This window comes from Paenibacillus sp. DS2015 (assembly GCF_050433705.1).
In the GTDB taxonomy this organism is placed as follows: Bacteria; Bacillota; Bacilli; order Paenibacillales; family Paenibacillaceae; genus Paenibacillus_AQ.
Window position 1 is genome coordinate 37,754 of sequence record NZ_JBNPWS010000030.1, and the last position, 26,233, is coordinate 63,986.

At 43.1% G+C, this 26,233-nt stretch carries 25 protein-coding genes and 2 pseudogenes; 25 read left to right on the forward strand and 2 right to left on the reverse strand.

Annotated features, from left to right (window positions below; genetic code table 11):
* The first annotated feature begins 5 nt into the window (after positions 1-5).
* From J2T13_RS20660 to cysK, 15 genes are all read left to right on the forward strand, one after another.
* Positions 6-341: an FtsB family cell division protein gene (locus J2T13_RS20660; protein WP_429374253.1), complete on the forward strand. Its 336-nt coding sequence runs from the start codon at positions 6-8 to the stop codon at positions 339-341.
* 120 nt (positions 342-461) lie between these two features.
* Positions 462-983, forward strand: a complete 522-nt coding sequence (locus tag J2T13_RS20665; RefSeq protein ID WP_429374254.1) for a S1 domain-containing RNA-binding protein — start codon at positions 462-464, stop codon at positions 981-983.
* A 351-nt stretch (positions 984-1,334) separates the two neighbouring features.
* A complete protein-coding gene (spoIIE, locus tag J2T13_RS20670; RefSeq protein WP_429374255.1) occupies positions 1,335-3,845 on the forward strand; it encodes a stage II sporulation protein E in 2,511 nt (836 codons plus the stop codon).
* A 139-nt stretch (positions 3,846-3,984) separates the two neighbouring features.
* Positions 3,985-4,725, forward strand: a complete 741-nt coding sequence (locus tag J2T13_RS20675; RefSeq protein ID WP_429374256.1) for a vWA domain-containing protein — start codon at positions 3,985-3,987, stop codon at positions 4,723-4,725.
* Complete coding sequence (locus tag J2T13_RS20680; protein ID WP_429374277.1) at positions 4,709-5,656, forward strand: protein kinase domain-containing protein; 948 nt, start codon at positions 4,709-4,711, stop codon at positions 5,654-5,656. Before J2T13_RS20675 ends, J2T13_RS20680 begins: the two co-directional genes overlap by 17 nt.
* Positions 5,657-5,708: 52 nt before the next feature.
* On the forward strand, positions 5,709-7,148 hold the full coding sequence (gene tilS / locus J2T13_RS20685) for a tRNA lysidine(34) synthetase TilS (RefSeq protein WP_429374257.1): 1,440 nt from the start codon (positions 5,709-5,711) through the stop codon (positions 7,146-7,148).
* A 43-nt stretch (positions 7,149-7,191) separates the two neighbouring features.
* Complete coding sequence (hpt, locus tag J2T13_RS20690; protein WP_429374258.1) at positions 7,192-7,731, forward strand: hypoxanthine phosphoribosyltransferase; 540 nt, start codon at positions 7,192-7,194, stop codon at positions 7,729-7,731.
* A gap of 110 nt (positions 7,732-7,841) precedes the next feature.
* Positions 7,842-9,899 carry an ATP-dependent zinc metalloprotease FtsH gene (gene ftsH / locus J2T13_RS20695; RefSeq protein ID WP_429374259.1) on the forward strand — a complete coding sequence of 686 codons (2,058 nt, stop codon included), beginning with the start codon at positions 7,842-7,844 and terminating at the stop codon, positions 9,897-9,899.
* A 415-nt stretch (positions 9,900-10,314) separates the two neighbouring features.
* Positions 10,315-11,253, forward strand: a complete 939-nt coding sequence (gene nadA, locus J2T13_RS20700) for a quinolinate synthase NadA (RefSeq protein WP_429374260.1) — start codon at positions 10,315-10,317, stop codon at positions 11,251-11,253.
* A 40-nt stretch (positions 11,254-11,293) separates the two neighbouring features.
* Complete coding sequence (gene nadB, locus J2T13_RS20705; protein ID WP_429374261.1) at positions 11,294-12,910, forward strand: L-aspartate oxidase; 1,617 nt, start codon at positions 11,294-11,296, stop codon at positions 12,908-12,910.
* Positions 12,900-13,775 carry a carboxylating nicotinate-nucleotide diphosphorylase gene (nadC, locus tag J2T13_RS20710; protein WP_429374278.1) on the forward strand — a complete coding sequence of 292 codons (876 nt, stop codon included), beginning with the start codon at positions 12,900-12,902 and terminating at the stop codon, positions 13,773-13,775. The genes nadB and nadC overlap by 11 nt, the downstream gene beginning before the upstream one ends.
* On the forward strand, positions 13,772-14,539 hold the full coding sequence (locus tag J2T13_RS20715; RefSeq protein WP_429374262.1) for a type III pantothenate kinase: 768 nt from the start codon (positions 13,772-13,774) through the stop codon (positions 14,537-14,539). The genes nadC and J2T13_RS20715 overlap by 4 nt, the downstream gene beginning before the upstream one ends.
* A gap of 37 nt (positions 14,540-14,576) precedes the next feature.
* A complete protein-coding gene (gene hslO / locus J2T13_RS20720) occupies positions 14,577-15,461 on the forward strand; it encodes an Hsp33 family molecular chaperone HslO (protein WP_429374263.1) in 885 nt (294 codons plus the stop codon).
* Positions 15,462-15,471: 10 nt separating this feature from the next.
* Positions 15,472-16,416 carry a peptidylprolyl isomerase gene (locus tag J2T13_RS20725; RefSeq protein WP_429374264.1) on the forward strand — a complete coding sequence of 315 codons (945 nt, stop codon included), beginning with the start codon at positions 15,472-15,474 and terminating at the stop codon, positions 16,414-16,416.
* A gap of 300 nt (positions 16,417-16,716) precedes the next feature.
* Entirely contained in the window at positions 16,717-17,655 is a 939-nt protein-coding gene (gene cysK / locus J2T13_RS20730; RefSeq protein WP_429374265.1) for a cysteine synthase A, read from the forward strand.
* A 15-nt stretch (positions 17,656-17,670) separates the two neighbouring features.
* Here cysK and J2T13_RS20735 read toward each other — a convergent pair.
* Positions 17,671-17,935 (reverse strand): annotated as a pseudogene (locus tag J2T13_RS20735) (transposase).
* 69 nt (positions 17,936-18,004) lie between these two features.
* Between J2T13_RS20735 and J2T13_RS20740 the strand changes: the two are divergent.
* The 8 genes and pseudogenes from J2T13_RS20740 to J2T13_RS20775 all read left to right on the forward strand — a co-directional run.
* Positions 18,005-19,612, forward strand: a complete 1,608-nt coding sequence (locus tag J2T13_RS20740) for an anthranilate synthase component I family protein (protein WP_429374266.1) — start codon at positions 18,005-18,007, stop codon at positions 19,610-19,612.
* A complete protein-coding gene (gene pabA / locus J2T13_RS20745; RefSeq protein ID WP_429374267.1) occupies positions 19,609-20,190 on the forward strand; it encodes an aminodeoxychorismate/anthranilate synthase component II in 582 nt (193 codons plus the stop codon). Before J2T13_RS20740 ends, pabA begins: the two co-directional genes overlap by 4 nt.
* Positions 20,187-21,074: an aminotransferase class IV gene (locus tag J2T13_RS20750; RefSeq protein WP_429374268.1), complete on the forward strand. Its 888-nt coding sequence runs from the start codon at positions 20,187-20,189 to the stop codon at positions 21,072-21,074. The genes pabA and J2T13_RS20750 overlap by 4 nt, the downstream gene beginning before the upstream one ends.
* Complete coding sequence (gene folP, locus J2T13_RS20755; RefSeq protein WP_429374269.1) at positions 21,071-21,925, forward strand: dihydropteroate synthase; 855 nt, start codon at positions 21,071-21,073, stop codon at positions 21,923-21,925. Before J2T13_RS20750 ends, folP begins: the two co-directional genes overlap by 4 nt.
* A gap of 84 nt (positions 21,926-22,009) precedes the next feature.
* On the forward strand, positions 22,010-22,372 hold the full coding sequence (folB, locus tag J2T13_RS20760; RefSeq protein ID WP_429374270.1) for a dihydroneopterin aldolase: 363 nt from the start codon (positions 22,010-22,012) through the stop codon (positions 22,370-22,372).
* Between the two features lie 9 nt (positions 22,373-22,381).
* A complete protein-coding gene (gene folK / locus J2T13_RS20765) occupies positions 22,382-22,930 on the forward strand; it encodes a 2-amino-4-hydroxy-6-hydroxymethyldihydropteridine diphosphokinase (RefSeq protein WP_429374271.1) in 549 nt (182 codons plus the stop codon).
* Positions 22,891-23,082 carry a helix-turn-helix domain-containing protein gene (locus J2T13_RS20770; protein ID WP_429374279.1) on the forward strand — a complete coding sequence of 64 codons (192 nt, stop codon included), beginning with the start codon at positions 22,891-22,893 and terminating at the stop codon, positions 23,080-23,082. The genes folK and J2T13_RS20770 overlap by 40 nt, the downstream gene beginning before the upstream one ends.
* Positions 23,083-23,092: 10 nt before the next feature.
* Positions 23,093-23,212 (forward strand): annotated as a pseudogene (locus J2T13_RS20775) (tRNA dihydrouridine synthase DusB); the annotation flags it as partial.
* On the opposite strand, the gene J2T13_RS20780 reads toward J2T13_RS20775, so the two are convergent.
* A complete protein-coding gene (locus J2T13_RS20780) occupies positions 23,153-23,314 on the reverse strand; it encodes a hypothetical protein (protein ID WP_429374280.1) in 162 nt (53 codons plus the stop codon). The pseudogene J2T13_RS20775 and the gene J2T13_RS20780 overlap by 60 nt on opposite strands.
* Before the next feature lie 112 nt (positions 23,315-23,426).
* Here J2T13_RS20780 and greA point away from each other — a divergent pair, with 112 nt between their 5' ends.
* Together greA and lysS are read left to right on the forward strand one after the other, a co-directional pair.
* A complete protein-coding gene (greA, locus tag J2T13_RS20785; protein WP_429374272.1) occupies positions 23,427-23,906 on the forward strand; it encodes a transcription elongation factor GreA in 480 nt (159 codons plus the stop codon).
* A gap of 300 nt (positions 23,907-24,206) precedes the next feature.
* Complete coding sequence (gene lysS, locus J2T13_RS20790) at positions 24,207-25,721, forward strand: lysine--tRNA ligase (protein ID WP_429374273.1); 1,515 nt, start codon at positions 24,207-24,209, stop codon at positions 25,719-25,721.
* Positions 25,722-26,233 lie beyond the last annotated feature (512 nt).

Here is a 26,233-nt window from a genome sequence, read left to right on the forward strand (position 1 = left end):
TCATCATGGCAAAATACGCTGTACAGTCGCAAACTAAGCAACAATCAACTAAATATGCAGGTGCGCGTAGACGGCTGACTTTATGGATGACCTTTATGGTGTTTTTTATGGGTTGGGCAGCTTATACACTGTTAACTCAGAACTCGCAGATTGCAGACAAGAGCGACCAACTAAGTGAGCAACAAGCAAAGACTGCAGCTGTAGAGAAATCCCTTACAGACTTGCAATATGAAGTTAATCGTCTACAGGATCCTGAATATATTGGGCAACTGGCACGTAAGGAGTTCGGTTTATATAAACCGGAAGAAACCCCAATTCGGCCGGATATTTCAAGCCCGTAATATAGGTGCCAAGAGGTCATTACTCAGTTGACCTTGGTTTGCGCATTATGTATAATCAAATCACCACAGCCAAGATTTTAAATTTTGCTGTATATTTTTAAGGGAGGATCATTTTATTCTATGGCAATCGAAGTAGGCACCAAGTTAGAAGGAAAAGTGACAGGCATAACGCATTTTGGAGCATTTGTTGATCTGTCAGGAGGTGTCACGGGTCTCGTTCACATCTCAGAAATCGCTGATAATTACGTCAAGGATGTCAACGATCACTTGAAGATCAATGATGTTGTGACCGTTAAGGTGATCAATGTTGACAAGGACGGTAAGATCGGACTTTCCATCAAACAGACTGTTGACAAACCCGCAACAGAATCCCGGCCTCCAAGAACTTCAAGACCGGAACGTAGTAGCGGTAGTGGCGGAGGAGAGCGGTTTAGCGGCGGCGGAGGCAGTAGTAGTAGTGGTGGCAGTGCCGGCGGTAGTTATAATCGTGAACGGGGTGGGCGTTCGTTTAAGCCTGCTGCCAATAAGGCAACATTCGAGGATAAAGTGTCCCGCTTCCTAAAAGATAGTGAAGAGCGGATATCATCCATCAAGAAAAATACGGAATCCAAACGCGGAGGCCGTGGCGCTAAGCGCATGTAATTATGAATGTACTAAGATAACCGTAGCAGGCATTATGCCGCTACGGTTTTTTTGTCGCCTATAAAAAAATACCGACAACTTCCAACTGATTTCCAGCTATCTCATGTACAAACGCTAATTGAAAAGGTCGTTATTTCGAAAGGATGCAATCAGAGAAGAAGATAAGAAGTCGTTCACAATCGTTCACAATCGTTACAGATAAGGGTGTCGCACCTATTCCCCGACCTTTCGCAGTAGGGGCTTTTTTGTCGGAAATTTCTTCAGTGCTTAACAGGCGTTCTGACAAACTTTCATGAAGGACAGGATCTATAATGGGTACCAATAACTTTAATGATGGGTGGTGCCAAAATCATGGACAAAAAGAATGTAGTGCAATTTCCCGGCGTAAATATGGCAGAAAGACGAGGAGCAACATCGGAAGGTGTTAACTTCATTTCGAGAATGACGCAAGGGCGCGTTATTCAACGTACGATTTGTTTTTTCGAGACCAAGAAGTGGATGCTTCTGTTAGTGTTCATGGGATTCTTACTTGGGAAGGCAATGATTTTGGACGAGCTGTCTCCCTTTGCATTAGCGTTTTTCGCTGTCATTACTTTTATGCGTAGAGACTATCTTCCTGTTGTCTTTGTTGCCGTTATTGCCGGTAGTTTATTTGCTCCATATCCGGTACCGCTGATCGTTACTGCTGAACTTCTCATTTTCTATTTCATTCATAAAGGATTGGAGTCTTTCGAGCATGCTGAAATCTCCTACGCTCCTCTAATGGTGTTTGTATCTACGTTTTGTGTTAATTTATTTCATGTTATGATTGGCCCCTCCTTTACCTGGTATGCATTTCTCATGTTGACGTTAGATGCGGTCCTCAGTTTCGTCCTCACGTTAGTCTTTATTCAAGCTATTCCCGTATTCACATATCGCAAGAAGAACTATCAGCTTAAAAATGAAGAAATTCTGTGTTTGATTATTTTGCTTGCATCGGTGATGACGGGGTTAGTGGGTTGGAGTGTCTATTCTTTATCGATCGAGCATGTATTATCACGTTATCTTATTCTCATATTCGCGTTAGTCGGAGGTGCGTCACTGGGGGCGTCTGTCGGGGTGGTTACCGGTCTGATCTTAAGTCTTGCAGACATTTCGGCCATCTACCAGATGAGTCTTCTGGCTTTCTCCGGTATGCTGGCGGGCATGTTACGTGAAGGGCGGCGAGCTACGGTAGCTTTGGGAATGTTATTGGGGTCATCGCTTCTCTCGATCTATTTCATTGGACCAGGGGACGTCATGACCTCGACATGGGAAACCTGTGCAGCCATTATTCTTTTTATGATAACCCCTAAGACGATCATTGCTATGATTTCTAGATATGTACCGGGTACGCAGGATCATACGAAGTCGCAGCATGAATATGCCAAGCGGGTACGAGACCTAACGGCAGAAAGGGTTACCCAATTCTCACAAGTGTTTAAACAGTTGTCTCATAGCTTCGGACAAGTATCAGGCGCGGCTGAGGTGAGTACACGCACTGAAGAGAAGGATCACTTCATGAACGCTGTTACGGAAGGAGCATGTTCTAACTGCTTCAAACAGCAACATTGCTGGGATGCGAAATTCTACCAGACGTATAAATATATGTCGGAGATGATGGGTGCAGTAGAAGATAATCCAGATATTGCTGCTAGCAAGCTGCCTTCGGAGTGGAACAAGGTATGTCATAAGACAAGTGATGTGCTGGAGGTCATGAAGAAACAATATCATCTCTATCAACATGATATGCAATGGAAGCGCCAAATATACGATAGTCGGCACTTAGTGGCAGATCAATTATCTGGTGTGTCACAAGTGATGGAGGATTTAGCACGCGAGATCAAACGAGAGGGGCAAGCGATGTACCAGCAGGAAGAGCAGATTAGAGAAGCTCTGGAGAAAATGGGCCTGTCTATTCAATCGATTGACATTATTAGTCTTGATTCTGGACAGGTGGAAATAGAGATTGTTCATGCATATACAAAGGGGTATGACGAATGTCGTAAAATTATTGCGCCACTTCTCTCAGACATCCTCGGTGAGCATATTGCAGTAACGCAGGAACTAGCGAGCAACACGCGTAATGGGCTAGCAACGGTAGTGTTTGGCTCTGCCAAAACATTTGAAATAACGACGGGAGTAGCAGGTGCAGCCAAGGGAGGGGATATATTCTCAGGGGATAGCTTTAGTACAGTGGAGTTAGGGAATGGGACGTTCGCAGTTGCGCTAAGTGATGGGATGGGAAATGGTGAACGAGCACGACAGGAGAGCAGTACGGCACTTGATATATTGGAACAGTTACTTCAGTCAGGAATGGATGAGAAATTAGCGATTAAATCGGTTAATTCGATCCTATTGCTACGTTCTCCTGATGAAATATATGCCACGATAGATGTTGCTTTGATCGATCAATATACAGCTCAGACAACGTTCATGAAGATCGGATCGACACCTAGTTTTATTAAAAGAGGGAATGAGGTTATTCTGGTCTCTGCGAGTAATCTTCCGGTTGGTATTATTCAAGACATTGATGTTGATCTTGTTACACTCCAGCTTCATGCTGGCGACATCGTCATTATGATGACTGACGGTTTATATGACGCACCGGGTTATGCGGTTAATAAAGAGTTGTGGATGAAACGAATCATTCAGGAAATTGAGAGTGATGACCCTCAGTATATTGCAGATTGTTTGCTCGAAAAAGTGATCCGGTATCAGCAGAATCAAATTCAAGATGACATGACGGTCGTTGTGGGGAAGGTTGAACGATTCCATCCTGCGTGGGCTACCTTGCATGTTCCGGGTCTTGAACGAATGGAGCGTCCACGTACAGTGAGCTAGTGTGTGACTGGGATTACATTACTCGGAAAAGGGTTAGTTTGTAACATGTTAATCTTTGATAATCTACTCTATGTGGTTTGGATTCTCTCATTCTTGGAAATGATAGAGAGAGGATGCAAACATAGGAGGATGATCAATTATGAAACAGATATTACTGATTACCGACGGATGTTCAAATATAGGAGTAAGCCCTATTCTTGCTGCGGCGCATGCACTACAAGAAGGGATTACGGTGAATGTAGCGGGTGTAGTGGACTATGGGACGATTGGAGAGCTTGGGAGTTTGGAGATTGCTGAAATTGCCAAGTCAGGAGGGGGGATTAGCCGAATTGTTGGAACCAGACAGTTAGCGCAGACCATGCAAATGATGACACGCAAAACAGTGGTACAAACCATACAGCAGGCGGTTAATAAAGAATTAAAACATATTTTGGGAGAGGGGTCATTGGAAGATTTGTCACCTCAGCGTCGTGCACAGGTGGTTGAAGTGGTAGATGAGCTTACAGAAACGACACCCTTACAAGTAGCTTTGCTTATTGATGCAAGTGGAAGTATGAAGCCCAAGTTGTCAGCAGTGGAAGAAGCGATTCGAGATTTAATGCTTAGTCTACAAGCAAGGGAGGGACAAAGTGAGCTTGCCATATTTCATTATCCTGGCAATCATGGCAGTGAAGAGACCGTGATGAATGTTGGCTGGACAGCGGATATAGGCAGTCTGAAATCGCTCTTTGGGAAAATTCAGATGAAAGGCGCGACACCTACTGGACCGGCAATCATGAAGGTGATTGATTTCTTCCATTATGGTACACTAGATGCACATCAAGCATGGCGGGGGAATTCCGATGAAGGAGAAAAGGCACTCGGTGACTACGTCGTCTAATCGTGAATGTATACCTGGAACGGTAATCACGGGCAAATGGCGGAATAATCGCTTTATCATCCAGCGTATATTAGGTAGCGGAGCTAATGGTACCGTTTATTTGGTCCAGAAGGCGGGATATCGGGAATACTATGCCTTGAAGATGGGGTATGACACACTCGATCTGCAGTCAGAGATTAATGTGCTTACTTCTGTGCAGTCCCAACGTAAGCAGCAGGATGAGCAGGAGGGAAGAAGCCATCGTCCTTATTTGCTAGAGGTGGATGATTATTCGACACCCAGTGGCGAAATTCCCTTCTACGTCATGCGTTATGTGAAGGGAAGTCCACTTCATCGGTTTATTAAGCATCGGGGACGAGATTGGCTAGGGTTGGTAGGTCTAAGGCTGTTAGAAAAGCTTCTTGAGCTTCATCGCTCTGGATTTATATTCGGAGATCTAAAGCCAGAGAATGTTATGGTCACGGACTATGGGGAAGTTGAGCTTATTGACTATGGTGGTGTAAGCTCAGTTGGCCGTAGTGTGAAGCAGTTCACTGAATGGTATGACCGTGGATACTGGAATGCGGGAAGTCGAGTTAGTGATGAAGGGTATGATTTGTTTTCCTTTGCGGTACTTTGCATTCATATTCTTCATGCTAATGGTCTGAATGGCGTTAATGCTTCCCATCTTCCTCAGACACGAAGTACTACCGATTTACTGAATTTAGTCAATCGAAGTAAGGAATTGAAACCTTATGCAAGCTGGTTAACCCAAGCTATTCGTGGTGAGTTTACAGGGTCACACCAAGCGCTTAGATTGTGGAAAGATCAGATCTATAAACCAGTTAGTCAACACAAACGTAATAGTAAGACAACACGCAAACTTAAGAATGCTTTTGCAATATCCTTTTTGATTTTGTGTGGGGCCATATTTTTGGCATTGCGAATGTGAGGATACATACACAAATGATTTACAACAGATATTAAGGGAGCATATAGTAAACATGAGAATGAACCACTTGGTGGAGCATGTGCTTCGCACTGCGGAAGAAAAGGACTTATGGTCTGCTCACGATACGATTATAGTCGCAGTGTCCGGAGGGCCGGATTCTGTGGCTCTTTTGCACGTTATGCACGACATATCTTTGCACCATACCCCATTAAATCTAATTTGCGCTCATGCTCATCATGGCTTTCGAGCTGAATCTGATGCAGAAGTGGAATTGGTACGTTTAGTAGCGAAGGAACTTCATATTCCTTTTGAAACGGAAAAGCTAGATATACCTGCATATATGAGGCAAAGTGGTAAAGGGCCAGAGGAAGCCGCGCGGGACAAAAGGTATGAATTTCTATTCAAACAAGCCGAAGCGTATGGGGCACAATCGATTGCAGTGGGGCATCATGCAGATGATCAGGCTGAGACAGTGCTCCTTCATTTATTAAGGGGAAGTGGCCCTTCTGGGCTTTCAGGCATGAAGTTTAAAAGAAGCTTAAAAAATGTGGAACTTATTAGGCCGCTATTACGTATATACAAAACGGACTTGGTAGAAGTCTGTGGTAACGGCGGATATGCATACGCTACGGATAATAGTAATTTGCAAACCGAGTATAGAAGAAATGCAATTCGGTTGAATGTACTGCCTTATTTGGGGCAATATAATGGACAGATTACACAATCTTTGAATCAATTAGCCATCCTGATGTCTGGAGAAGACGATTATGTTGAGCTTGCTGCTGAAGAAGCATACCAAGACTTAGTTCAGCAGAAAGATGGAAGGTTCACCATTTCGGTGCCTTCCTTTTTGGGCTTACATGTCGCTTTACAACGGAGGTTGATTAAACTAATATTAAACTACATGTCAGTAAACTCTGAGATTACTGACTATAGTAAGGTCGAGACTGTTCGCCAAGGGTTTGTTCAGATCCATGCTACGACATGGAGCCGTGATTTAGGGGGGGGCATAACCTGTATACGCGAATATGATATCGTGACATTTATGCCTCAGCCACTTGAGAAGGGGTTGAGCTATACATATCGCCTTGACTCTGTGGTTCCTGAACTGACGGTAAATGAAATTGGAAAGGTCCTTAGAATGACTTTACGTCCTAGGGGTGATAACGTCATCCTTAAGGGGGAAATACAGGGGAACGAAGCGTTATTCGACGCTGACCAGCTGGTATTTCCCTTGACATTACGGTCAAGACAGGATGGAGATACTATGAAAGTTATGGGTCTCGGTGGTAGCAAAAAAGTAAAAGACCTTTTTATCGATGAGAAGATCCCACCTTCTATGCGCCAATCTATCCCTATGATTGTGGATGGTCGCAACAACATGTTATGGATTCCGGGAATACGGCGATCTATTCATGCACCTGTCGATCCACATACTACTTCGGTTCTTCATATGTGCATTGAAGAAATCGTTGTAGAGCCATCGCTCTAGTTATTTCATAAGATTTCACAGCTTACTTAGGAGGTTCAATCAGTTGCAGAATGATATTCAAGAAGTACTCATCAGTGAAGAAGATATTCGTAAGAGAGTCCAAGAACTCGGAGCTATTCTAAGTACCGAGTACGAAGGCCGTAACCCTTTGGTGATTTGCGTATTAAAGGGCGCGTTTATTTTCATGGCAGATTTGGTTAAAAGTATGACAGTACCAATGGAGCTTGATTTTATGGCTGTATCTAGTTATGGTGCATCCACTAAATCTTCAGGTGTTGTCAAAATCATCAAAGATTTAGATGTTTCTGTAGAAGGTCGAGATGTCTTAATCGTTGAAGATATTATTGATAGTGGGCTTACACTCAGCTACTTAATCGAGCTATTACAGAATCGTAAAGCTAAATCTACTTGTGTGGTTACCTTATTTGATAAACCGGCAGGTCGCACTGTAGCCTTGGAGGCTGATTTTACAGGGTTTGTTCTACCCGATGCTTTCGTTGTTGGTTATGGTCTTGATTATGCTGAGCATTACCGGAATCTACCCTACATTGGGATTTTGAAGCCGGAAATATACAGTAACTAGTGTTAGAAATCCTGACCCATAGTTTTTTATGTTAACACATAAGGGTCTCTATTGAGATAGCCCAATAGGCTATGGTAAAATAACTTAAGTGTTTCGAGAGGAGGTAGGGGATGAATCGGTTCATCCGGAATTCTGGTTTTTATTTAATACTTTTTTTAGTCGTGGTGGGCATTGTACAATTCATCGGTGGTAGCGGTGAAACTGCTGATAATCCTAGATATGACCAACTACGTCAACAGCTTAAGGCTAATAACATTGAGACTATAGAGGCTCAATTTGACGGGTATGCCTATCTTGTGACGGGTCAATATAGGACTGAACCAGCTGATGTGAAATCGAAGGATTTCTCAACTTATATTCCTGCTACTGATATTGCCTTAGATGAAATTGTACAGTCGAGTGAGGTAAACAAGTTTAATTTAGATATTGTACCGATGAAAGGACAGAGCATTTGGTTAACATTGCTGTCTTCTTTCATTCCCTTGATTCTTATGTTCGTGATCTTCTTCTTCTTGTTTAATCAATCTCAGGGTGGCGGCGGCAAAGTTATGAACTTTGGTAAGAGCCGAGCTAGAGTATATAGCGAAGAGAAGAAAAAGGTTACCTTTGAGGATGTAGCAGGAGCAGATGAAGAGAAACAGGAACTTGTAGAAATTGTTGAGTTCTTGAAAGATCCTCGTAAGTTTGCAGCTGTAGGTGCACGTATTCCTAAGGGTGTCCTTCTTGTAGGTCCTCCAGGAACAGGTAAGACTCTCTTAGCTAAAGCAGTTGCGGGGGAAGCGGGAGTTCCTTTCTTCAGCATTTCCGGTTCTGACTTCGTGGAAATGTTTGTCGGTGTTGGTGCTTCCCGCGTACGTGATTTGTTTGAGAATGCTAAGAAGAGTGCTCCATGTATCATTTTCATTGATGAAATTGATGCCGTAGGACGTCAACGTGGCGCTGGGCTTGGTGGCGGACATGACGAACGTGAACAAACACTTAATCAGCTACTTGTTGAGATGGATGGATTTGGAGGTAACGAAGGAATTATCATCGTTGCCGCAACCAACCGTGCAGATATTTTGGATCCAGCATTATTACGTCCAGGTCGCTTTGACCGCCAAATTACAGTGGATCGCCCAGATGTTAAGGGCCGCGAAGCGGTACTGAAGGTTCATGCTCGTAACAAACCATTAACCAAAGATGTACGATTGGATGTTATAGCGAAGCGTACTATTGGATTTACGGGTGCAGATCTTGAGAACCTATTGAATGAATCTGCCTTGATTGCTGCGCGTCGTAATCGTCGTGATATTTCCATGAGTGAAGTGGATGAAGCGATTGATCGGGTCATGGTAGGTACTGAGAAGCGTAGTCGTGTTATTAGTGATCGCGAGAAACGCATTGTGGCTTATCATGAAGCGGGTCATACGATTGCGGGTTACTTCTTGGAGCATGCAGATGTCGTTCATAAAGTTACTATTGTTCCTCGTGGCCGTGCGGGTGGTTATGTTATTATGCTTCCTAAGGAAGACCGCATGTTAGTGACTAAGAATGAACTGTTAGATAAAGTAACCGGTCTACTTGGCGGACGTGTGGCTGAGGAAGTATTTATCGGAGAAATTGGAACAGGCGCATATAGTGACTTCCAACAGGCAACAGGGATTGTACGCAGTATGATCATGGAATACGGAATGAGCGATAAGCTCGGACCGATGCAATTCGGATCCACTCAAGGTCAAGTATTCTTGGGTCGTGATATCGGACATGAGCAAAATTACAGTGATTCTATTGCATATGAGATTGATCAGGAAATGCAGAACTTCACCAACTATTGTTATGAACGCTGTAAAGATCTATTGATCAAGCATTCTAAGGAAATGCATCTTATTGCGAATACACTGTTAGAAGTGGAAACACTGGAAATGGATCAGATTAAACAATTGATCGAACAGGGTTATCTAGATGAAGAGAGCAAATCTGAGGGATCAACGGATGATATTGCTGAGGTGAATGGTGCACCGATCATCGATACTATCGGTGATGTAACTGTACGTATTCAATCTCAGAATGATGGAACAGAACCTACCCCAGTAGGAGATATTCCGAATACCACTCCGGGTTCATCTGATGATGATGACAATAGTAACTCAGGCAATGAAGGTGGAATTCCTCCAGAGTCCAAATAAATAATGATGCTGTAGCGTAATAATAAATCCGAAAACACATTTGTGTTTTCGGATTTATTTATTTTTCGGTAAACGATGGCTATTTGATGATTGACGTTAAAGTCATAAATCCTTATCTGGAGGTGCAATATTTCACATTACTTATCGGTAAAGAGGGATATAAGTGGTTCTAAAGGTTTATTCCCCTAGTGTATATTTATAATAACAATCGTGCGATGTTCTTTTTAAGCTGTTTAAGGACTTGTCAATTGATTGACAGACTGGTGAACGTTGTGTAAATTAGTTGATAAACGATTATGGGATACTTAGTGCATTTTATTGCATAGTACAGGAAGTAGAATAACTGACTTAGTGACTTAGCTGGACCGTAATTATAAAATCTACGGACATAAATAAATAAAGGGGTTGAGGGGTAGTGGAAGCACTCGCACTAGAGCGCAAGGCAGAACAGAATAGGGAACTGCGTGAACGACTTATGCAACTCAAGAAGGAACGTAATGCTATTATTCTGGCTCATTATTATCAACGAGATGAGATTCAAGAAGTGGCTGATTTCAGAGGAGATTCATTCTTGTTAGCACAGAAAGCAGCGCAGACAGATGCAGATGTCATCGTATTCTGTGGCGTTCATTTCATGGGTGAGAGTGCTAAGATACTAGCCCCAAATAAAACCGTACTTATACCGGATGAACGTGCAGGCTGTCCCATGGCAGATATGGTCAATGTAGAGGGTCTTCGTAAGCTTAAAGCAGAGCATCCGAATGCTAAAGTCGTAACTTATATTAACTCATCTGCAGAGATCAAAGCAGAGACGGATATTTGTTGTACCTCAGCTAATGCTGTGAGAGTTATTCAATCTGTTGATTCAGATGAGATTATATGGGTTCCCGATAAGAATTTAGGACATTATGTACAACAACATACAGACAAGAAAATGATTATTTGGGAAGGGTATTGCAATACTCACGATATGTTAACCGTAAAAGATGTATATGAAATGAGAGCTAAATATCCAAACGCCCCATTTGTAGTTCATCCGGAATGTCGCCCAGAAGTCGTTGAATTGGGTGATTTCGTAGGAAGTACTACGGCTATTCTTGAGTATTGTAAGAAATCTGACGCTAAAGAATTTATCGTAGGCACTGAGGACGGTACCGGCTTTCAACTTAGACTAGATAGTCCAGATACAACATTCCACTTCGCGACTAAGTTTCTAGTATGTCCTAATATGAAAGTAAATAATCTTAAAAAACTGGTAAAATGCTTGGAGACAATGAAGCCACAAATCTATGTACCTCCTGCTGTTGCCGATAAAGCTAGAATTTCCCTAGAGCGCATGTTACAAGTCCAGTAGCATGCGCTACTCTTTCTCATAAGACAGGTGAAGAATGGTCATGACTCCACAATATTTAGTAGATTTTGATCTCGCGTCTCTGCCAATAGTGAAGACAGATGTAATCGTAGTTGGATCAGGTATCGCAGGATTGTTCACGGCGATCAAGGCAGGTAAAGATAGAAATGTCATTATGATTACGAAGAAATCCCTTATGGAGAGTAATACTCGCTATGCGCAAGGGGGCATTGCCGCTGTTACCTCTGAGGAGGATTCACCGGTCTACCATCGGCAAGATACACTGCTGGCGGGGGCCGGTCTTTGTTCTTCTACCTCAGTCGATATACTGGTTAATGAAGGGCCTCATGGCGTCAGAGAATTGATTCGATTAGGAACCGCATTTGATGAGGAGAACGGGGAACTCGCGCTAACCCAAGAGGGGGCGCATAGTCATAGGCGTATATTGCATGCTAACGGAGATGCAACGGGTTTTGAGATCGTTCGTGCATTGTCCGAGAAAGTTATAGCACAAGATAACATTGAAGTCTGGGATAATCATTTTGTTATCGATGTAATTACAGATCAAGGGGTATGTGTTGGTGTGCTTGTACAGGGTCCAGAAGGCCAGCGGGTATTCGTTCAAGGAAGTGCTACGATTATATGCTCGGGCGGGGCGGGACAATTGTATCGTTACACGACTAATCCTGAGGTCGCTACCGCAGATGGTATCGCTATTGGTTACCGGGCAGGAGCTCATATTCGGGATATGGAGTTTATTCAATTCCATCCAACAGCGCTATGTTACCCGGGTGCGCCAAGGTTCTTAATATCTGAGGCTGTACGCGGAGAAGGTGCTACATTACGCAATATTAAAGGTGAGCGGTTCATGGAGAAATATCACGAGCTATTAGAGCTTGCCCCAAGAGATATTGTGGCCCGTGCCATTGTAAGTGAGATGGAAGCTACGAAGTCTACATTTGTTTACTTGGATATTACGCATGAACCCGCGGATATGGTCAAACATCGGTTTCCGAATATCCATGAGACTTGCATGGTCTATGGTTTAGATATAACGACAGACTGGATTCCAGTGGCTCCAGCTGCACATTATATGATGGGTGGGATTCAGACCGACTATAATGGAGAGAGTAGTGTATCGAGGCTGTTCGCATGTGGAGAAGTATCTTCTACGGGAGTGCATGGTGCTAATCGTTTGGCCAGTAATTCCTTATCTGAAGCGATTGTGTTCGGACGCCGGATTGTGAAAAGAATTCAGGAATTGCCCCCACTCGATTGGTCAACAAGCGCACTCGTGGTAGACTATAAACGTAATGACATTCCTACGCAAGCCATCGTTGAGCGGAGATTGAAACTGCAGAAGGTCATGGTTCGTTATGCTGGACTCCGTCGAGATCATATCCAATTAACGAAGGGATTGGAAGAACTTAATCGGCAACTGCCTATTTTTCAATCAGCATTGTTTAGAAAAGAAGAATTTGAATTCGCGAACATGCTGACCTGTTCATTGCTTATTACAACTGCAGCTTTAGCACGTAAGGAAAGTCGTGGTGCTCATTACCGAGAAGATTACCCTAAGCGTGATGATATCGCTTGGCGCAAACATCTATTACAGTTGCGCGGGCATGAAATAGTGGAGGAAGTCAGTGATGATGTTTAGTGGATATAATGAGAATTTAGTGGAATCAATACAATTTTGGCTAAAGGAAGATGTGGGTTCAGGGGATGTAACAACGCTCTCTACCATACCAGAAGGTCATCAATCTAAAGGGATTATTCATGCCAAAGAGGCGGGTATTATAGCAGGGATTCCAGTAGCGAAACGGGTCTTTGAAGTGGTCGACCCTTCTCTGGTTTTTATTGCTTACGTAGAAGAGGGGCAAGAGGTTCAGAAAGGTACAGTGTTAGCTGAGATCGAAGGAAGTACGCACCAAATTCTAACAGGTGAGAGATTAGCACTTAATTTGCTGCAACGTCTGTCTGGGATAGCTACGAAGACACGTAGCTACGTTGATGCATTACAGGGTCTTCCAGTTCGACTTGTAGATACACGTAAGACAACACCAGGACATCGCATGCTTGAGAAGTATGCTGTACGTGTTGGTGGCGGGGCTAATCACCGTTTTGGACTATATGATGCGGTTATGATTAAGGATAACCATATTAAAGGTGCTGGTGGCATATCTCAGGCGGTTAGTCGTGCGCGTGACCATATTCCACATACTATGACCATTGAAGTGGAGACAGAGAACCTGGATCAGGTGAATGAAGCCTTAGAAGCAGGCGTCGACATCATTATGTTAGATAATATGAGTTATAGTATGATGTCACAGGCTGTTAAGCTTATCAAGACCGAAGCGCCTAATGTTAAGGTAGAGGCCTCTGGTAATGTCTCGTTGGACACGGTACGCGCCATTGCTGAGACTGGCGTGGATATTATATCGGTAGGTCGGTTAACTTATTCATTTGACAGTCTAGATATTAGCTTAGACCTCAATGCAAAGAAGGAGGACCAGCTTTTATGATTCTTGTAGTTGACATAGGGAATACGAACATTGTGCTAGGAGTCTACAGAAATCGCGAATTGATTCATCATTTTCGACTGAGTACCGCACGGCAGTCTACGTTAGATGAATTCGGAGTGATGTTCTTTAATTTATTTAGGATGTCAGACATTGCGATTAGTGAGATTGAAGGTGTTATTATATCTTCGGTTGTACCCCCTCTTGTGAATGTCTTTGAAGAGATGTGTGTTAAATATATCCGTAAGGTGCCGCTTGTAGTAGGTCCGGGAATCAAGACTGGGTTAAATCTACGTTACGAGAACCCGCGTGAGGTTGGAGCCGATCGGATCGTGAATGCGGTAGCTGCGGTAGATCAATATAAAGGGCCACTTGTGGTCGTTGATTTCGGTACAGCGACGACATTCGATTGTATTGATGAGAAAAGTAATTATCTAGGCGGTGCTATCGTGCCAGGGATTGGCATTGCAACAGAAGCTCTTTACCAAAGAGCCTCGAAATTGCCTCGTATTGAATTAGAGAAGCCCAAGAAGGTCATTGGACGAAATACCGTACATGCCATGCAGGCGGGTATAATATTTGGATATGCGGGACAAGTTGAGGGCATCGTAGAGCGCATTAAAGTTGAAATGGAAGCCCCCCTCCTCAAGGTAATCGCTACAGGAGGATTGGCAGAATTGATTGCAAGTGAAGCTAAGTGTATTCAGGAAGTGAATCCATTGCTCACACTTGAAGGATTACGTTTAATTTATGAACGGAATCAATAATAAGTCACATAAGGTAGAGGAGGCATTAACATAAGCTATGAACAATAAAAAAGATCGATTAATAAGAGGCACAGCCATGAATGGCCGTGTTCGTGCCTTTGTGATACGGACAACAGCCTTAGTAGAAGAGCTTCGTCAAAGACATGATACATGGCCTACAGCAACAGCTGCTATGGGGCGTACTTTAACCGCTGCAGCTATGATGGGTGCAATGCTTAAGGGTAATGAAAAGATGAACATTCAAGTTAGAGGTGACGGACCTATTGGTCACATCATAGCGGATGCCAATGCTCTAGGGGAAGTTCGGGGTTACGTTACTAACCCGCACGTCCATTTGCCGAGCAATAGTTCGGGGAAGCTAGATGTAGCTGGCGCAGTAGGGACATCGGGGTTTATCTATGTCGCTAAGGATTTAGGGATGAAGGAACCTTATACGGGGAGCTCTCCTATTATTTCTGGTGAATTGGGTGAAGATTTCACATATTATTTTGCTATATCGGAACAGACTCCATCTGCCGTAGGCGTGGGTGTATTAGTCGGCACTGATAATGCCGTCATGGAAGCTGGAGGATTCATTATTCAATTAATGCCAGGACTTAATGATGATGAAATTACAGAAATTGAGCATGCTGTAGGTTCTCTTCCCCCGATCACCTCGTTAATGGATCAGGGGTTGGAGTTAGAGGAAATGCTCAAATGGATGTTACCCGATGCAGTGGTACATGATGAGATGGACATTCATTTCCAATGCCAGTGCTCGAAAGAACGTATTGAGCAGACGCTCATTAGTCTTGGACAAAGTGAGATTGAAGAACTAATCGCAGAAGATGAGAAAGCTGAAGTGGTCTGTCACTTCTGTAATGAGGCCTATATGTTCGGTAAAGAAGAGTTAGAGCAAATATTGGAACAAATCGCGAATTAGTGGGTAGGTCATGATGAGGACTATTCGAGAAGGGAAGACACTGTGGGCAGTCAATGTGATCTTGGTGTTAAGCGTCTTATTAATGGGGGGACTCATCTTGTTTCGTGGTCTTGGACCTGTGCCTGCAGATCAGACCTCCTCTGAGGAAGAGGAACCTGTTGCATCCGTTAATGGAGAGTTCATTACTGAGGAAGAGTGGTCTCAGGAGCTCAAGCGGCGCTACGGGCAGGATTTGCTCCTTCATATGTTGAATCGTATGGTTGTGTTTGAGGAAGCTAAGGCACGTCATATCAGTACCACACCTGAAGAAGTTGCACAGGAATTACTAAGGAATATTCAGGGATATGATTCAGAAGAAGCGTATTATCAACAGATGATGACTGAGCTTGGGCTAACACGTCAAGATATTGAATTAGAGACAGCCTACAGATTAGTACTGGAGAAAATAGCTACATCAGGCATTGACATCAGTGATCAGGATATTGATCAATATTTAGCGCAGAATAGTGATCAATATGCAGTAATGAAACAAATGAAGCTATCCCTAATCAAAGTAAACAGTTCAGAAGAAGCAGAGAAGATCATGGATGAGCTGGAGAAGGGATCAGACTTCTCACAGATGGCGAGAGAGCGTTCACTTGATATGGAAAGTCGAAGCCAAGGTGGGAAGTTGGGTGTAGTGGAGGAAGGTGATCCGTTCTTACCTAAAGAGTTGATGGATACAGCATCGACGTTAGAAATAGGTGATATTGCCGGACCTTTTCTATGGGAAGGTGGATATGCCGTGATTCAACTAACAGATATTATGATGGAAGAGAAAGAGGACCCACGATACGTTCGCGAATCCATTCGCAAACAGCTCGCTCTTAATGAGGCCACGCCACTTTCTCAACTAGAACAAGAACTTCGGCATAAATATCAAGCGCACATCATGAGTAGCATCCCTTCATCATAATTATATAATCTGTGATACTTTGCCCTATGATGAAGAACCATGAATCTTAGCAAAGTATCTTTTTTAATAGACGGATATTGACAACATGCATGAAGATTTGTTAATATGAAGGTGATCAAAACCAACTGGATTACTCGGATATAATATAGGCAAGAGTACAGCTTTTTTCCTTATCAGGAATCATGGATGACTTGTCCTTTATCGATAGGATGATCTCCTCAACATACAACTAGATAATACCAAAGTATAGCTACGTATTAGAACAATATTATAACCAATATCCTAGGGAGGGCTTTACTCATGGCAAAGGTCGTCAACAATGTAACTGAATTGATCGGAGAAACACCACTAGTACGTTTAAACCGTCTAGTGTCGGAAGATAGTGCAGAAATTTATCTTAAATTAGAATATCAGAACCCCGGTTCTAGTGTAAAAGATCGCATCGCGATCAGTATCGTAGAAGAAGCTGAGAAGGATGGTAGTCTAAAGCCTGGTGGAACGATTGTTGAGGCTACAAGTGGTAACACAGGAATTGGTCTAGCTATGGTAGCTGCAGCTAAAGGATATAAGGCCGTTATCGTTATGCCTGAAACAATGAGCTTAGAGCGTCGTAACCTGCTTCGTGCTTATGGAGCTGAGCTTGTTCTTACACCAGGGTCTGAAGGTATGAACGGTGCTGTTACTAAAGCAGAAGCTATTGTTAACGAGAACCCTAGCTATTTCATGGCAGAACAATTCAAGAACCAAGCCAATGTGAAAATTCACCGCGAAACAACAGGTCCAGAGATCGTTGAAGCGATTGATTCTATCGGGGGTACCTTGGATGCTTTTATAGCTGGTATTGGTACAGGGGGTACGATCTCAGGCGCGGGTGAAGTACTTAAGAAGAAATATCCTAATGTTAAAATTATTGCTGTTGAGCCTGCCGCTTCGCCGATCTTGGCTGGTGGTAAACCAGGACCTCACAAAATTCAAGGACTAGGGGCTAACTTTATCCCTGAAATTCTGAATCGTGATATCTATGATGAAATTATTCATGTTGAGAATGACGAAGCATTCGAAACAGCACGTCGTGTTGCTACAGAAGAGGGAATTCTTTCCGGTATTTCTTCAGGAGCAGCTATATTTGCCGCACTTAAAGTGGCTAAAGAGCTAGGAAAAGGCAAACGTATTGTCGTTATTATTCCAAGTAATGGTGAGCGTTACCTTAGTACACCACTTTATAATTTCGAAGCTTAATTACTTATTTACCAGTCACACCCCTATTGCGCGCTTATCGGCAAGAGGGGTTTTTTTATGAAGAAGCAGAGCTGATCGCTTTACTATTCGGTAATAAAACGCGGCCAGCCTCGAATCCTTCCTCTTTGTTGCTGCCCATGCCGCCTGACAAAGAACGGATTTCAAACCCTTATTGCCTTTACCGATTCGTGTACTTTTTTTTACCGGCACTCTCATTATTACCTGGACTTAGACCTGCCCACGAGGCTAAATGCCATGGGAGTTTTGAACAACCTCTTATAGGTACTTTTCAAAAGGGTAGCTGCTAAAGTATAATGACAACCAAGTTTATGCTTTAGGAGGAGATAAGGTGACAGATGAAGTGTTAACTCCATTTGATAATTGGAAAAGCTGGGCTGCTGATGGGTGGAGTGTGCTGCCTTATCTTGTACGGATGAAGGAAAAGGGGAGTTTACCGGCTTCATGGTCAGGGGCATGGGAATCCAGCGCTTCACCATACGCTGTAGTACTAGAGAGTGCCAAGGGTGGCCGTTATACTTATCTGGGTGTCGATCCCGTATCTGTTCTTTCAGGGAAGGATCATGTTGCAACGCTGACCAATCTACAATCTGGAAGAACCGAGGTGTTGGAAGGGTTGCCACTAGAAATATTAGAAAGTTGGATGGCGCCCTATTGTTCACCGAAGTTGGGTATTGATGGAGTACCGCCTTTTATAGGTGGGTGCATTGGATTTCTAGGATATGATATTGTTCGTTCTTTAGAGAGAATTCCATCCATTGCCCAAGACGATCCAGGATTTCCTGATTACTTGTGGATGAGGATGGAAGAAGTCTGGATATATGATCACGTTGATCAGGTTACCTATTGTGCAATACATTGCCCTTTAATTGCAGATGCACATGACATAAGAGAGTTATATACTGAAGCTGAAAAGCGCGCAATCGAAATGAAGAGACTATGGAACTCGTATACCGAGTCAGGCTCAAGTAAGAATGATACTCTTCAAAGTGAACGAAATCGCCGTATGCAGAAGCTTGCACAGGTTGATGAGCTAGAACTTGTGCCATCAATAAATGCTAATACTCGCGGTTCCTGGCCCGGAATGACAGCTGATTTCTCCCAGGAGGATTTTGAGGAGGCTGTGGTGCGGATTCAAGAATATATTCGTCAAGGGGATGTATTCCAGGTAAATTTATCACTTCGTCAGGAGAAGGAGCTGCAATCTTCACCTGAGCAAATCTATGAATGGCTTCGTTTATTGAATCCTTCTCCGTATATGGGGTTGCTTAGATCCCCTACGTTTTCACTCGTTAGTGGTTCACCTGAGCTATTGGTGAAGCTGGATGATGATCAGGTTAGTGCGAGACCCATCGCGGGAACCAGACGTAGAGGGACCACAGAGACAGAGGATGCGTTGATGGCGGAAGAGCTAAGCATGAACGAAAAAGAACGTGCCGAGCACATTATGTTAGTTGATCTTGAACGTAACGATATTGGTCGGATTGCAGCTTATGGTTCGGTACATGTACCAGAGCTGATGACAATAGAATATTACTCACACGTGATGCATCTCGTATCCCAAGTGGAGGGCAAATTAGCCGAAGGGAAACAGCTATATGATGTGATTGCAGCTCTTTTTCCGGGAGGTACGATCACAGGTGCTCCCAAGATTCGAACTATGGAAATTATTGAAGAACTAGAACCTGTTCGCCGCGGTCCTTACACTGGTTCAATGGGCTGGATTGAGTACAATGGTAATATGGAATTAAACATTATTATACGTACAATAGCGGTTATGAATGGTAAGGGATATATTCAAGCTGGAGCGGGTATTGTCGTGGATTCTGATCCATACCGGGAATATCGAGAATGTCACAACAAAGCTAAGGCAATGGTGAGAGCGGTACTATGTAGTGAAGAAGAAAGTAAAGAAGAAGCGAGGGAGATGTTTCTATGATATTAGTACTCGATAATTATGACTCTTTTACGTACAATCTGGTTCAGTATTTAGGCGAATTAGGAGAAGAGGTAAAAGTCTATCGCAACGATGAGATTGATATTGCAGGTATAACGGCTCTGGCACCAGATCATATTCTAATCTCACCAGGCCCGTGTACACCTAATGAAGCAGGCATTAGTCTGGATACGATTCAGCATTTCAAAGGGATTATCCCTATTTTTGGTGTCTGTTTGGGTCATCAGGCTATAGGACAAGCTTTTGGGGGGAATGTTATTCGTGCAGAACGTCTAATGCATGGCAAAACTTCTCCAATCCATCATCACGGTACCTCTGTATTTGAAGGGCTTCAGTCACCCGTAACAGCCACGAGATATCATTCGTTATTAGTGGAGCGTGAGAGCTTGCCTGATTGTCTTGAGATCACGGCAGAGACTGAGGAAGGTGAAATCATGGGGTTACGGCATAAAGAATATCCGATTGAAGGGGTACAATTTCATCCGGAATCCATTATTACCGATCATGGGCATAAGATGCTGAGTAACTTTCTGAAACAGTCTACTGGAAACAAGGCATGACATTTGTAGGGAAGAACCATGCAATCGTAGAGGCTAAGGATGCTGTAGTATCCGTGATGGATCATGGTTTTTTATATGGGATGGGCTTATTTGAGACCTTTCGAACATATCACGGTCACCCCTTTTTGCTAGATAGACATCTTACAAGACTCTCTGAAGGCTGTAGGGTGTTAGGTATCAAGTATACAGTGGATATACAGCGCACCTTGGCATGGATTCGGGAAGCCATGGAGGCTAATGGTCTAGAAGAAGCGTATATCCGTTATACCGTTAGTGCGGGGGAAGATGTGCTTGGGCTGCCTACTGGCGACTATGATCAGCCGAATCATTTCCTCACCGTTAAGGAACTTTCGGTCCCTGCCGATAATCTTTATCATAAGGGGAAGGGGCTACAACAGCTTTCTACACCCCGGAATACACCAGAATCTTTACAACGACTTAAATCATTACATTATATGAATAATATATTAGCTAAACGTGAGTTAGCTTCTTATCCAGAGGCTACAAAGGCTCAGGCCGAGGGTCTTATGTTAACAGATAAGGGATATGTTGCCGAGGGGATCGTTAGTAATGTAGTGATGATCCGAGGAGGGATGCTGTTCACACCAGCACTCTCTACAGGTATACTGCCAGGGATTACTAGAGCTATTGTGATGGAACTCGCGATAGAGGAAGGCATTCGCTGCGAGGAAGGATTGTACACATGGGAAGATTTACACCGTGCGGATGAAATATGGATGACCAGTTCCATTCAGGAATTGGTGCCCATTACATCACTTCTTGGACTGAATGGTTCCTGTCATACCGTGGGCAATGGCACAGCAGGTCCGATCACGAAGAAGCTGTTGCACCTATATCGACAGAAGGCAGGGATCTATGAATGAAGACGACCCTTTACGAACGGAAATTTTCTTGGGGAGAGGCAGAATTAAAGCTTGGGAAGTCCACTCTTATTATGGGGATATTGAATATTACCCCTGATTCCTTCTCTGATGGAGGGCGTTACATTGATTCTGAACGAGCCGTTCGACATGCATTGCAAATGATCGAGGATGGTGCGGATCTCATTGATATTGGCGGCGAATCTACTCGACCTGGGTTTCAGCAGATATCGACAGAAGAGGAGCTTCAGCGAGTCCTTCCTGTTATTGAGGCGATTCACCGCACCGCACCGCACATTCCCCTCTCTATAGATACCTATAAAGCAGAAGTAGCTCGCCAGTCTATTCAAGCTGGAGCTCATATCATTAACGATATATGGCGAGGTATAGGTGATTCACTCATGCTGTCGACTGCGGCTGAACTTTCCTGTCCGATCATTCTAATGCATAATCGACAGGAACAGAATTATACGGATCTTATTCCGGATATAGTCAATGACCTGAAGGAAAGTATTGCGTTAGCCATACGAGCGGGTATAGCACCGCATAATATTATTCTGGACCCCGGTTTAGGATTTGCTAAAGATTACAATGACAATATGCAGGTAATGATGAATCTTGATACATTAGTTGAAATTGGTTATCCGATGTTGCTAGCTACATCCCGCAAGAAATTTATTAGAACGGCATTGGATTTGCCGGTAGACGATGTAATCGAAGGGACAGCGGCAACAGTAGCTGTCGGGATTGCTCAAGGCTGTCAAATTGTACGGGTACATGATGTTAAGGCTATTAAACGCACGGTTCGTATGTGCGACGCGATGCTGTATGCTACACAAGATACGAATAAATAACAAATTTCGAATAGAAAAATGGCTCAAATTATATATTGTTAGATCACTGATGTCGTTGTCGAACCTAGAAAGAGGGTATGGATCATGGATAAGATGGTTATGAATCGCATGGAATATTACGGATATCATGGCGTTTTTGCAGAGGAACGGAAGCTCGGTCAACGCTACTACATCGATTTAGAGCTGGAGATGGACTTGCGAGAAGCTGGTGAAAACGATGATTTAAGCAAAACGGTTAATTACGCCGACGTTCATGTACTGGTGAAAGAAATTGTGGAAAATAAATCTTTCCAATTGATAGAAGCCTTAGGAGAATATATTGCATCCTCCGTACTAGACACTTATACTAGTATCAACGCATTAACGGTCAAAGTGACCAAACCGCATCCCCCATTCGACATCCACTTTCAAGGTGTCACGGTGGAGCTGTTCAGAACAAGAAAGTGAGAACCCATCATGAAGTTACATTCTACCTCTGAGTCATCAGAGGCTTATATTGCATTAGGGGCAAATTTGGGTGATCGCGAGAGAACCTTAATGGATGCCATCGATCGGCTCCATGCACATTCACAGATTACGGTTCTTCGCTGTTCCAGTTTATATGAGACAGAGCCAGTGGGCTATGCAGATCAGCCCCTTTTTCTTAACATGGCACTTGCCATGAGGACGACGCTAAGCCCACATGAGCTACTTTCAGTTATGCAGGCAATAGAGCAAGTTCTAGGTCGAGTAAGAAATATCCTTAACGGACCCAGAACACTAGACTTGGATCTCCTATGGATGGAAGGGCAGGTAGAGAGTACACCGGATCTTATTCTTCCGCATCCGCGAATGGAAGAGCGTGCCTTTGTCCTTGTTCCCTTAAATGATATTGTGCGCCAGGGGGAAACTTCTGGTTTGGATAGTGTGGTTACAACAGCAATTGAGAGACTGGATGGAAAGGAAGGAATAAGGCTTTGGACAACATGCAATTGGCAAATCGCATCCGAGCATTCCGAAAGCTAAAAGGATATACACAGCAGGAGTTAGCAACTAAGACAGGAATCTCTCTCTCTGTGCTCGGGACTATTGAACGTGGAAATCGTCAAATTGAAGATCAAATTTTAAATAAAATTGTAGAGGCTCTGGGTATTTCTATCCGTGACCTAAAGGTGTGACAGACACAACATGCTAAAGATTGGCGATATAGAAATGAAGAACCAAGTTGTGCTTGCTTCAATGGAAGGTTTACGTAATCCCGCTTTTCGGCTTATTGCCAAAGAGTTCGGTTCCGGCTTGGTATGTGCCTCCCAATAAAAGTTGTGCCAGTGGAAGATGACGGAAACAAGTAACAGTCATTGACATTTTGAAATGGTTACCATATACTTTTGCAGTATAAATTCGACTCATTGGTTAAACTCCGCAGCAGGGGAAGTTCTAGCTCCTCAAGATTTGCATATAGTGTTGTGCTGTAGTAAGGGTAATCTATTTCAAATTATTCACATGACAGGAGAATTGTTGAATGGGCGATAAAGAAGTCATTCTTACACTGGAAGGTCTCAAGAAGTTAGAGAGCGAGCTGGAGCACATCAAGTCTGTGAAACGGCGTGAGATTGCTGAGCGGATCAAAGTAGCTATCGGTTATGGCGATATCAGCGAAAATTCGGAATATGAAGATGCAAAGAATGAGCAAGCTTTTATAGAAGGACGCGTTATCACGCTTGAGAAATTATTACGTAACGCTCGTATCATTAACAATGATGATATTAATACGGATATAGTAGGTGTAGGTGTTACCGTAATTGTGGAAGACATGGAATTTAAAGATACGGTAGAGTATCTTATTGTAGGTACAGCTGAATCAGATCCACTGAACAACAAAATATCTAATGAAAGTCCTGTTGGCAAAGCCATTATTGGTAAGCAAAAAGGTGCAGTTGTTGATGTTGTTGTTCCTGCAGGCGTTATTCAATATAAAATTATTGATATCAAAAAGGCGTAACGTTTGAGGATTGTTTTAAAAGGCTTCCTATGGGAAGCTTTTTTTTTGAAATATAAGAAAGGTTAAGTTTCACTTGAATCAATTTCATAATCGCCGATGGATCTAAATCGATTTGCGTAATTATGAAATTGATTCTTGAACCTCTATTTCTTATATTTCCGCTGAAACGGGTGCCGTCTTTGAAAAAGGACGGCATTGCCGTTTCTACTTGATATAATAGGTAATACGGTTTATGCAAGCCAGTGCGATTTCAAAAAAACATATAAAAGTAAGTGATGATAATGAAGGAGATGAAGTACCATGTCGGAAGAAGAAGTGATCAATCCGGAGAATGAGCTTAGTGAATTGTTACAGATTCGCCGCGGCAAATTGGACGAGCTACGTGGAATGGGGATAGATCCTTTTGGATCAAAATATAACAGAACTCACAATGCGGGGGAATTGTTGGCCAAATATGATACGTTCACCCATGATGAGTTGGAAGAAAACCCAATTGAAGTCAGCATTGCTGGCCGTATTATGGCTAAGCGTGGTATGGGTAAAGCTATTTTTGCTCATATTCAAGACTTAAGTGGCAAAATTCAAATTTATGTTCGTCAGGACTCTGTGCCTGAAGTGAAGTTTAGTGCATTCCGTCTACTTGATCTAGGTGACATTATTGGTGTAACAGGTGTCGTGTTCAGAACCAAAACAGGGGAAACAACGATTAAAGTAAGTGATGTCGAAGTTCTCTCGAAATCCCTATATCCTTTACCTGATAAATATCACGGTCTGAAGGATATAGAACTACGCTATCGCCAACGTTATGTAGATCTGATCATTAACCCAGAAGTGCAGCAGACTTTTATTTATCGTTCACGGATTATTCAAACGATGCGTCGCTATTTAGATTCATTGGGATATTTAGAGGTTGAGACGCCTACCTTACACTCTATCGCTGGTGGTGCTGCAGCGAAACCATTCATTACACATCACAACGCTCTAGATATGGAGCTTTTTATGCGGATCGCTATTGAGCTTCACCTTAAACGACTTATTGTCGGGGGCCTAGAGAAAGTGTATGAAATTGGTCGTGTGTATCGTAATGAGGGAACGTCTACTCGTCATAATCCAGAGTTCACGATGATTGAATTGTATGAGGCTTATGCTGATTATGAAGACATTATGCGGTTGACAGAGAACATGGTAGCTCACATTGCACAGGAAGTACTGGGCAAAACAGTCATTGACTATCAAGGTCAAGAAGTGGATCTAACGCCGGCATGGCGCCGAGTGTCCATGGTTGATGCGATTAAAGAAGTAACAGGTGTGGACTTTAATGTCCATATGAAAGATGAAGAAGCGCGCAGCTTGGCAAAAGAACACAAGGTTCCAGTGGAGGGGCATAGCAAATTCGGGCATATTGTGAATGCTTTCTTTGAACAGTTTGTAGAAGAGACTCTAATTCAGCCGACTTTCATTACAGGACATCCTGTAGAGATCTCACCACTGGCTAAGCAAAAGGTACAAGACCCACGTTTCACAGATCGTTTCGAGCTGTTCATAGTAGGAAGAGAACATGCTAACGCATTTACCGAGCTGAATGATCCGATCGATCAACGTCAACGGTTTGAGTCCCAGTTGAAGGAACGTGAACTTGGAAATGATGAAGCGCATGAGATGGATGATGATTTCATACGTGCTCTAGAATATGGTATGCCGCCAACAGGGGGACTTGGTATTGGTGTTGACCGTTTAGTGATGTTGCTGACCAATTCAGCATCCATTAGAGATGTTCTGTTGTTCCCACATATGCGTACTATTAAAGACAATTAATTATAAACAGAGGGATTATGCTCTTTTATACGTAGGGAGCTTAAGCTTCTGTCACACCCGACTTCGTTCTCCAGATTATTGGAGGACGGGGTCGGTTGTTTAATGGGGTCAGATGGTCAGATGTAAGAGTCAGGGCTATATTTTTCTTGTGTTCCTACGAGAAATGGTGGTCATCTCTTTAAAGAGTTAAGGTCGTTTACATTCTATATTAAGAGTAGTTGTCTAACGTGAATATAATAGGTACAGTCGTGGCATATTAATTATATTAAAAAAAGCTTGCACATCAGTTTCATACGTGATATATTATTAGTCCGGCCAACAAATGTCGGTCAAAACGAATCAGAAAGCTTAACAATCACATGAAAATGAAATTGAAAAAAAGCTTGCATTACTGAGTTGAATATGATAAGATATAGAAGTTGTCGCCGAGAACAACTGATGACAACGAAAGAGTAATTGATCTTTGAAAACTGAACAACGAGTGAGTAAAGATTTCACGAAAGTGAGATCAA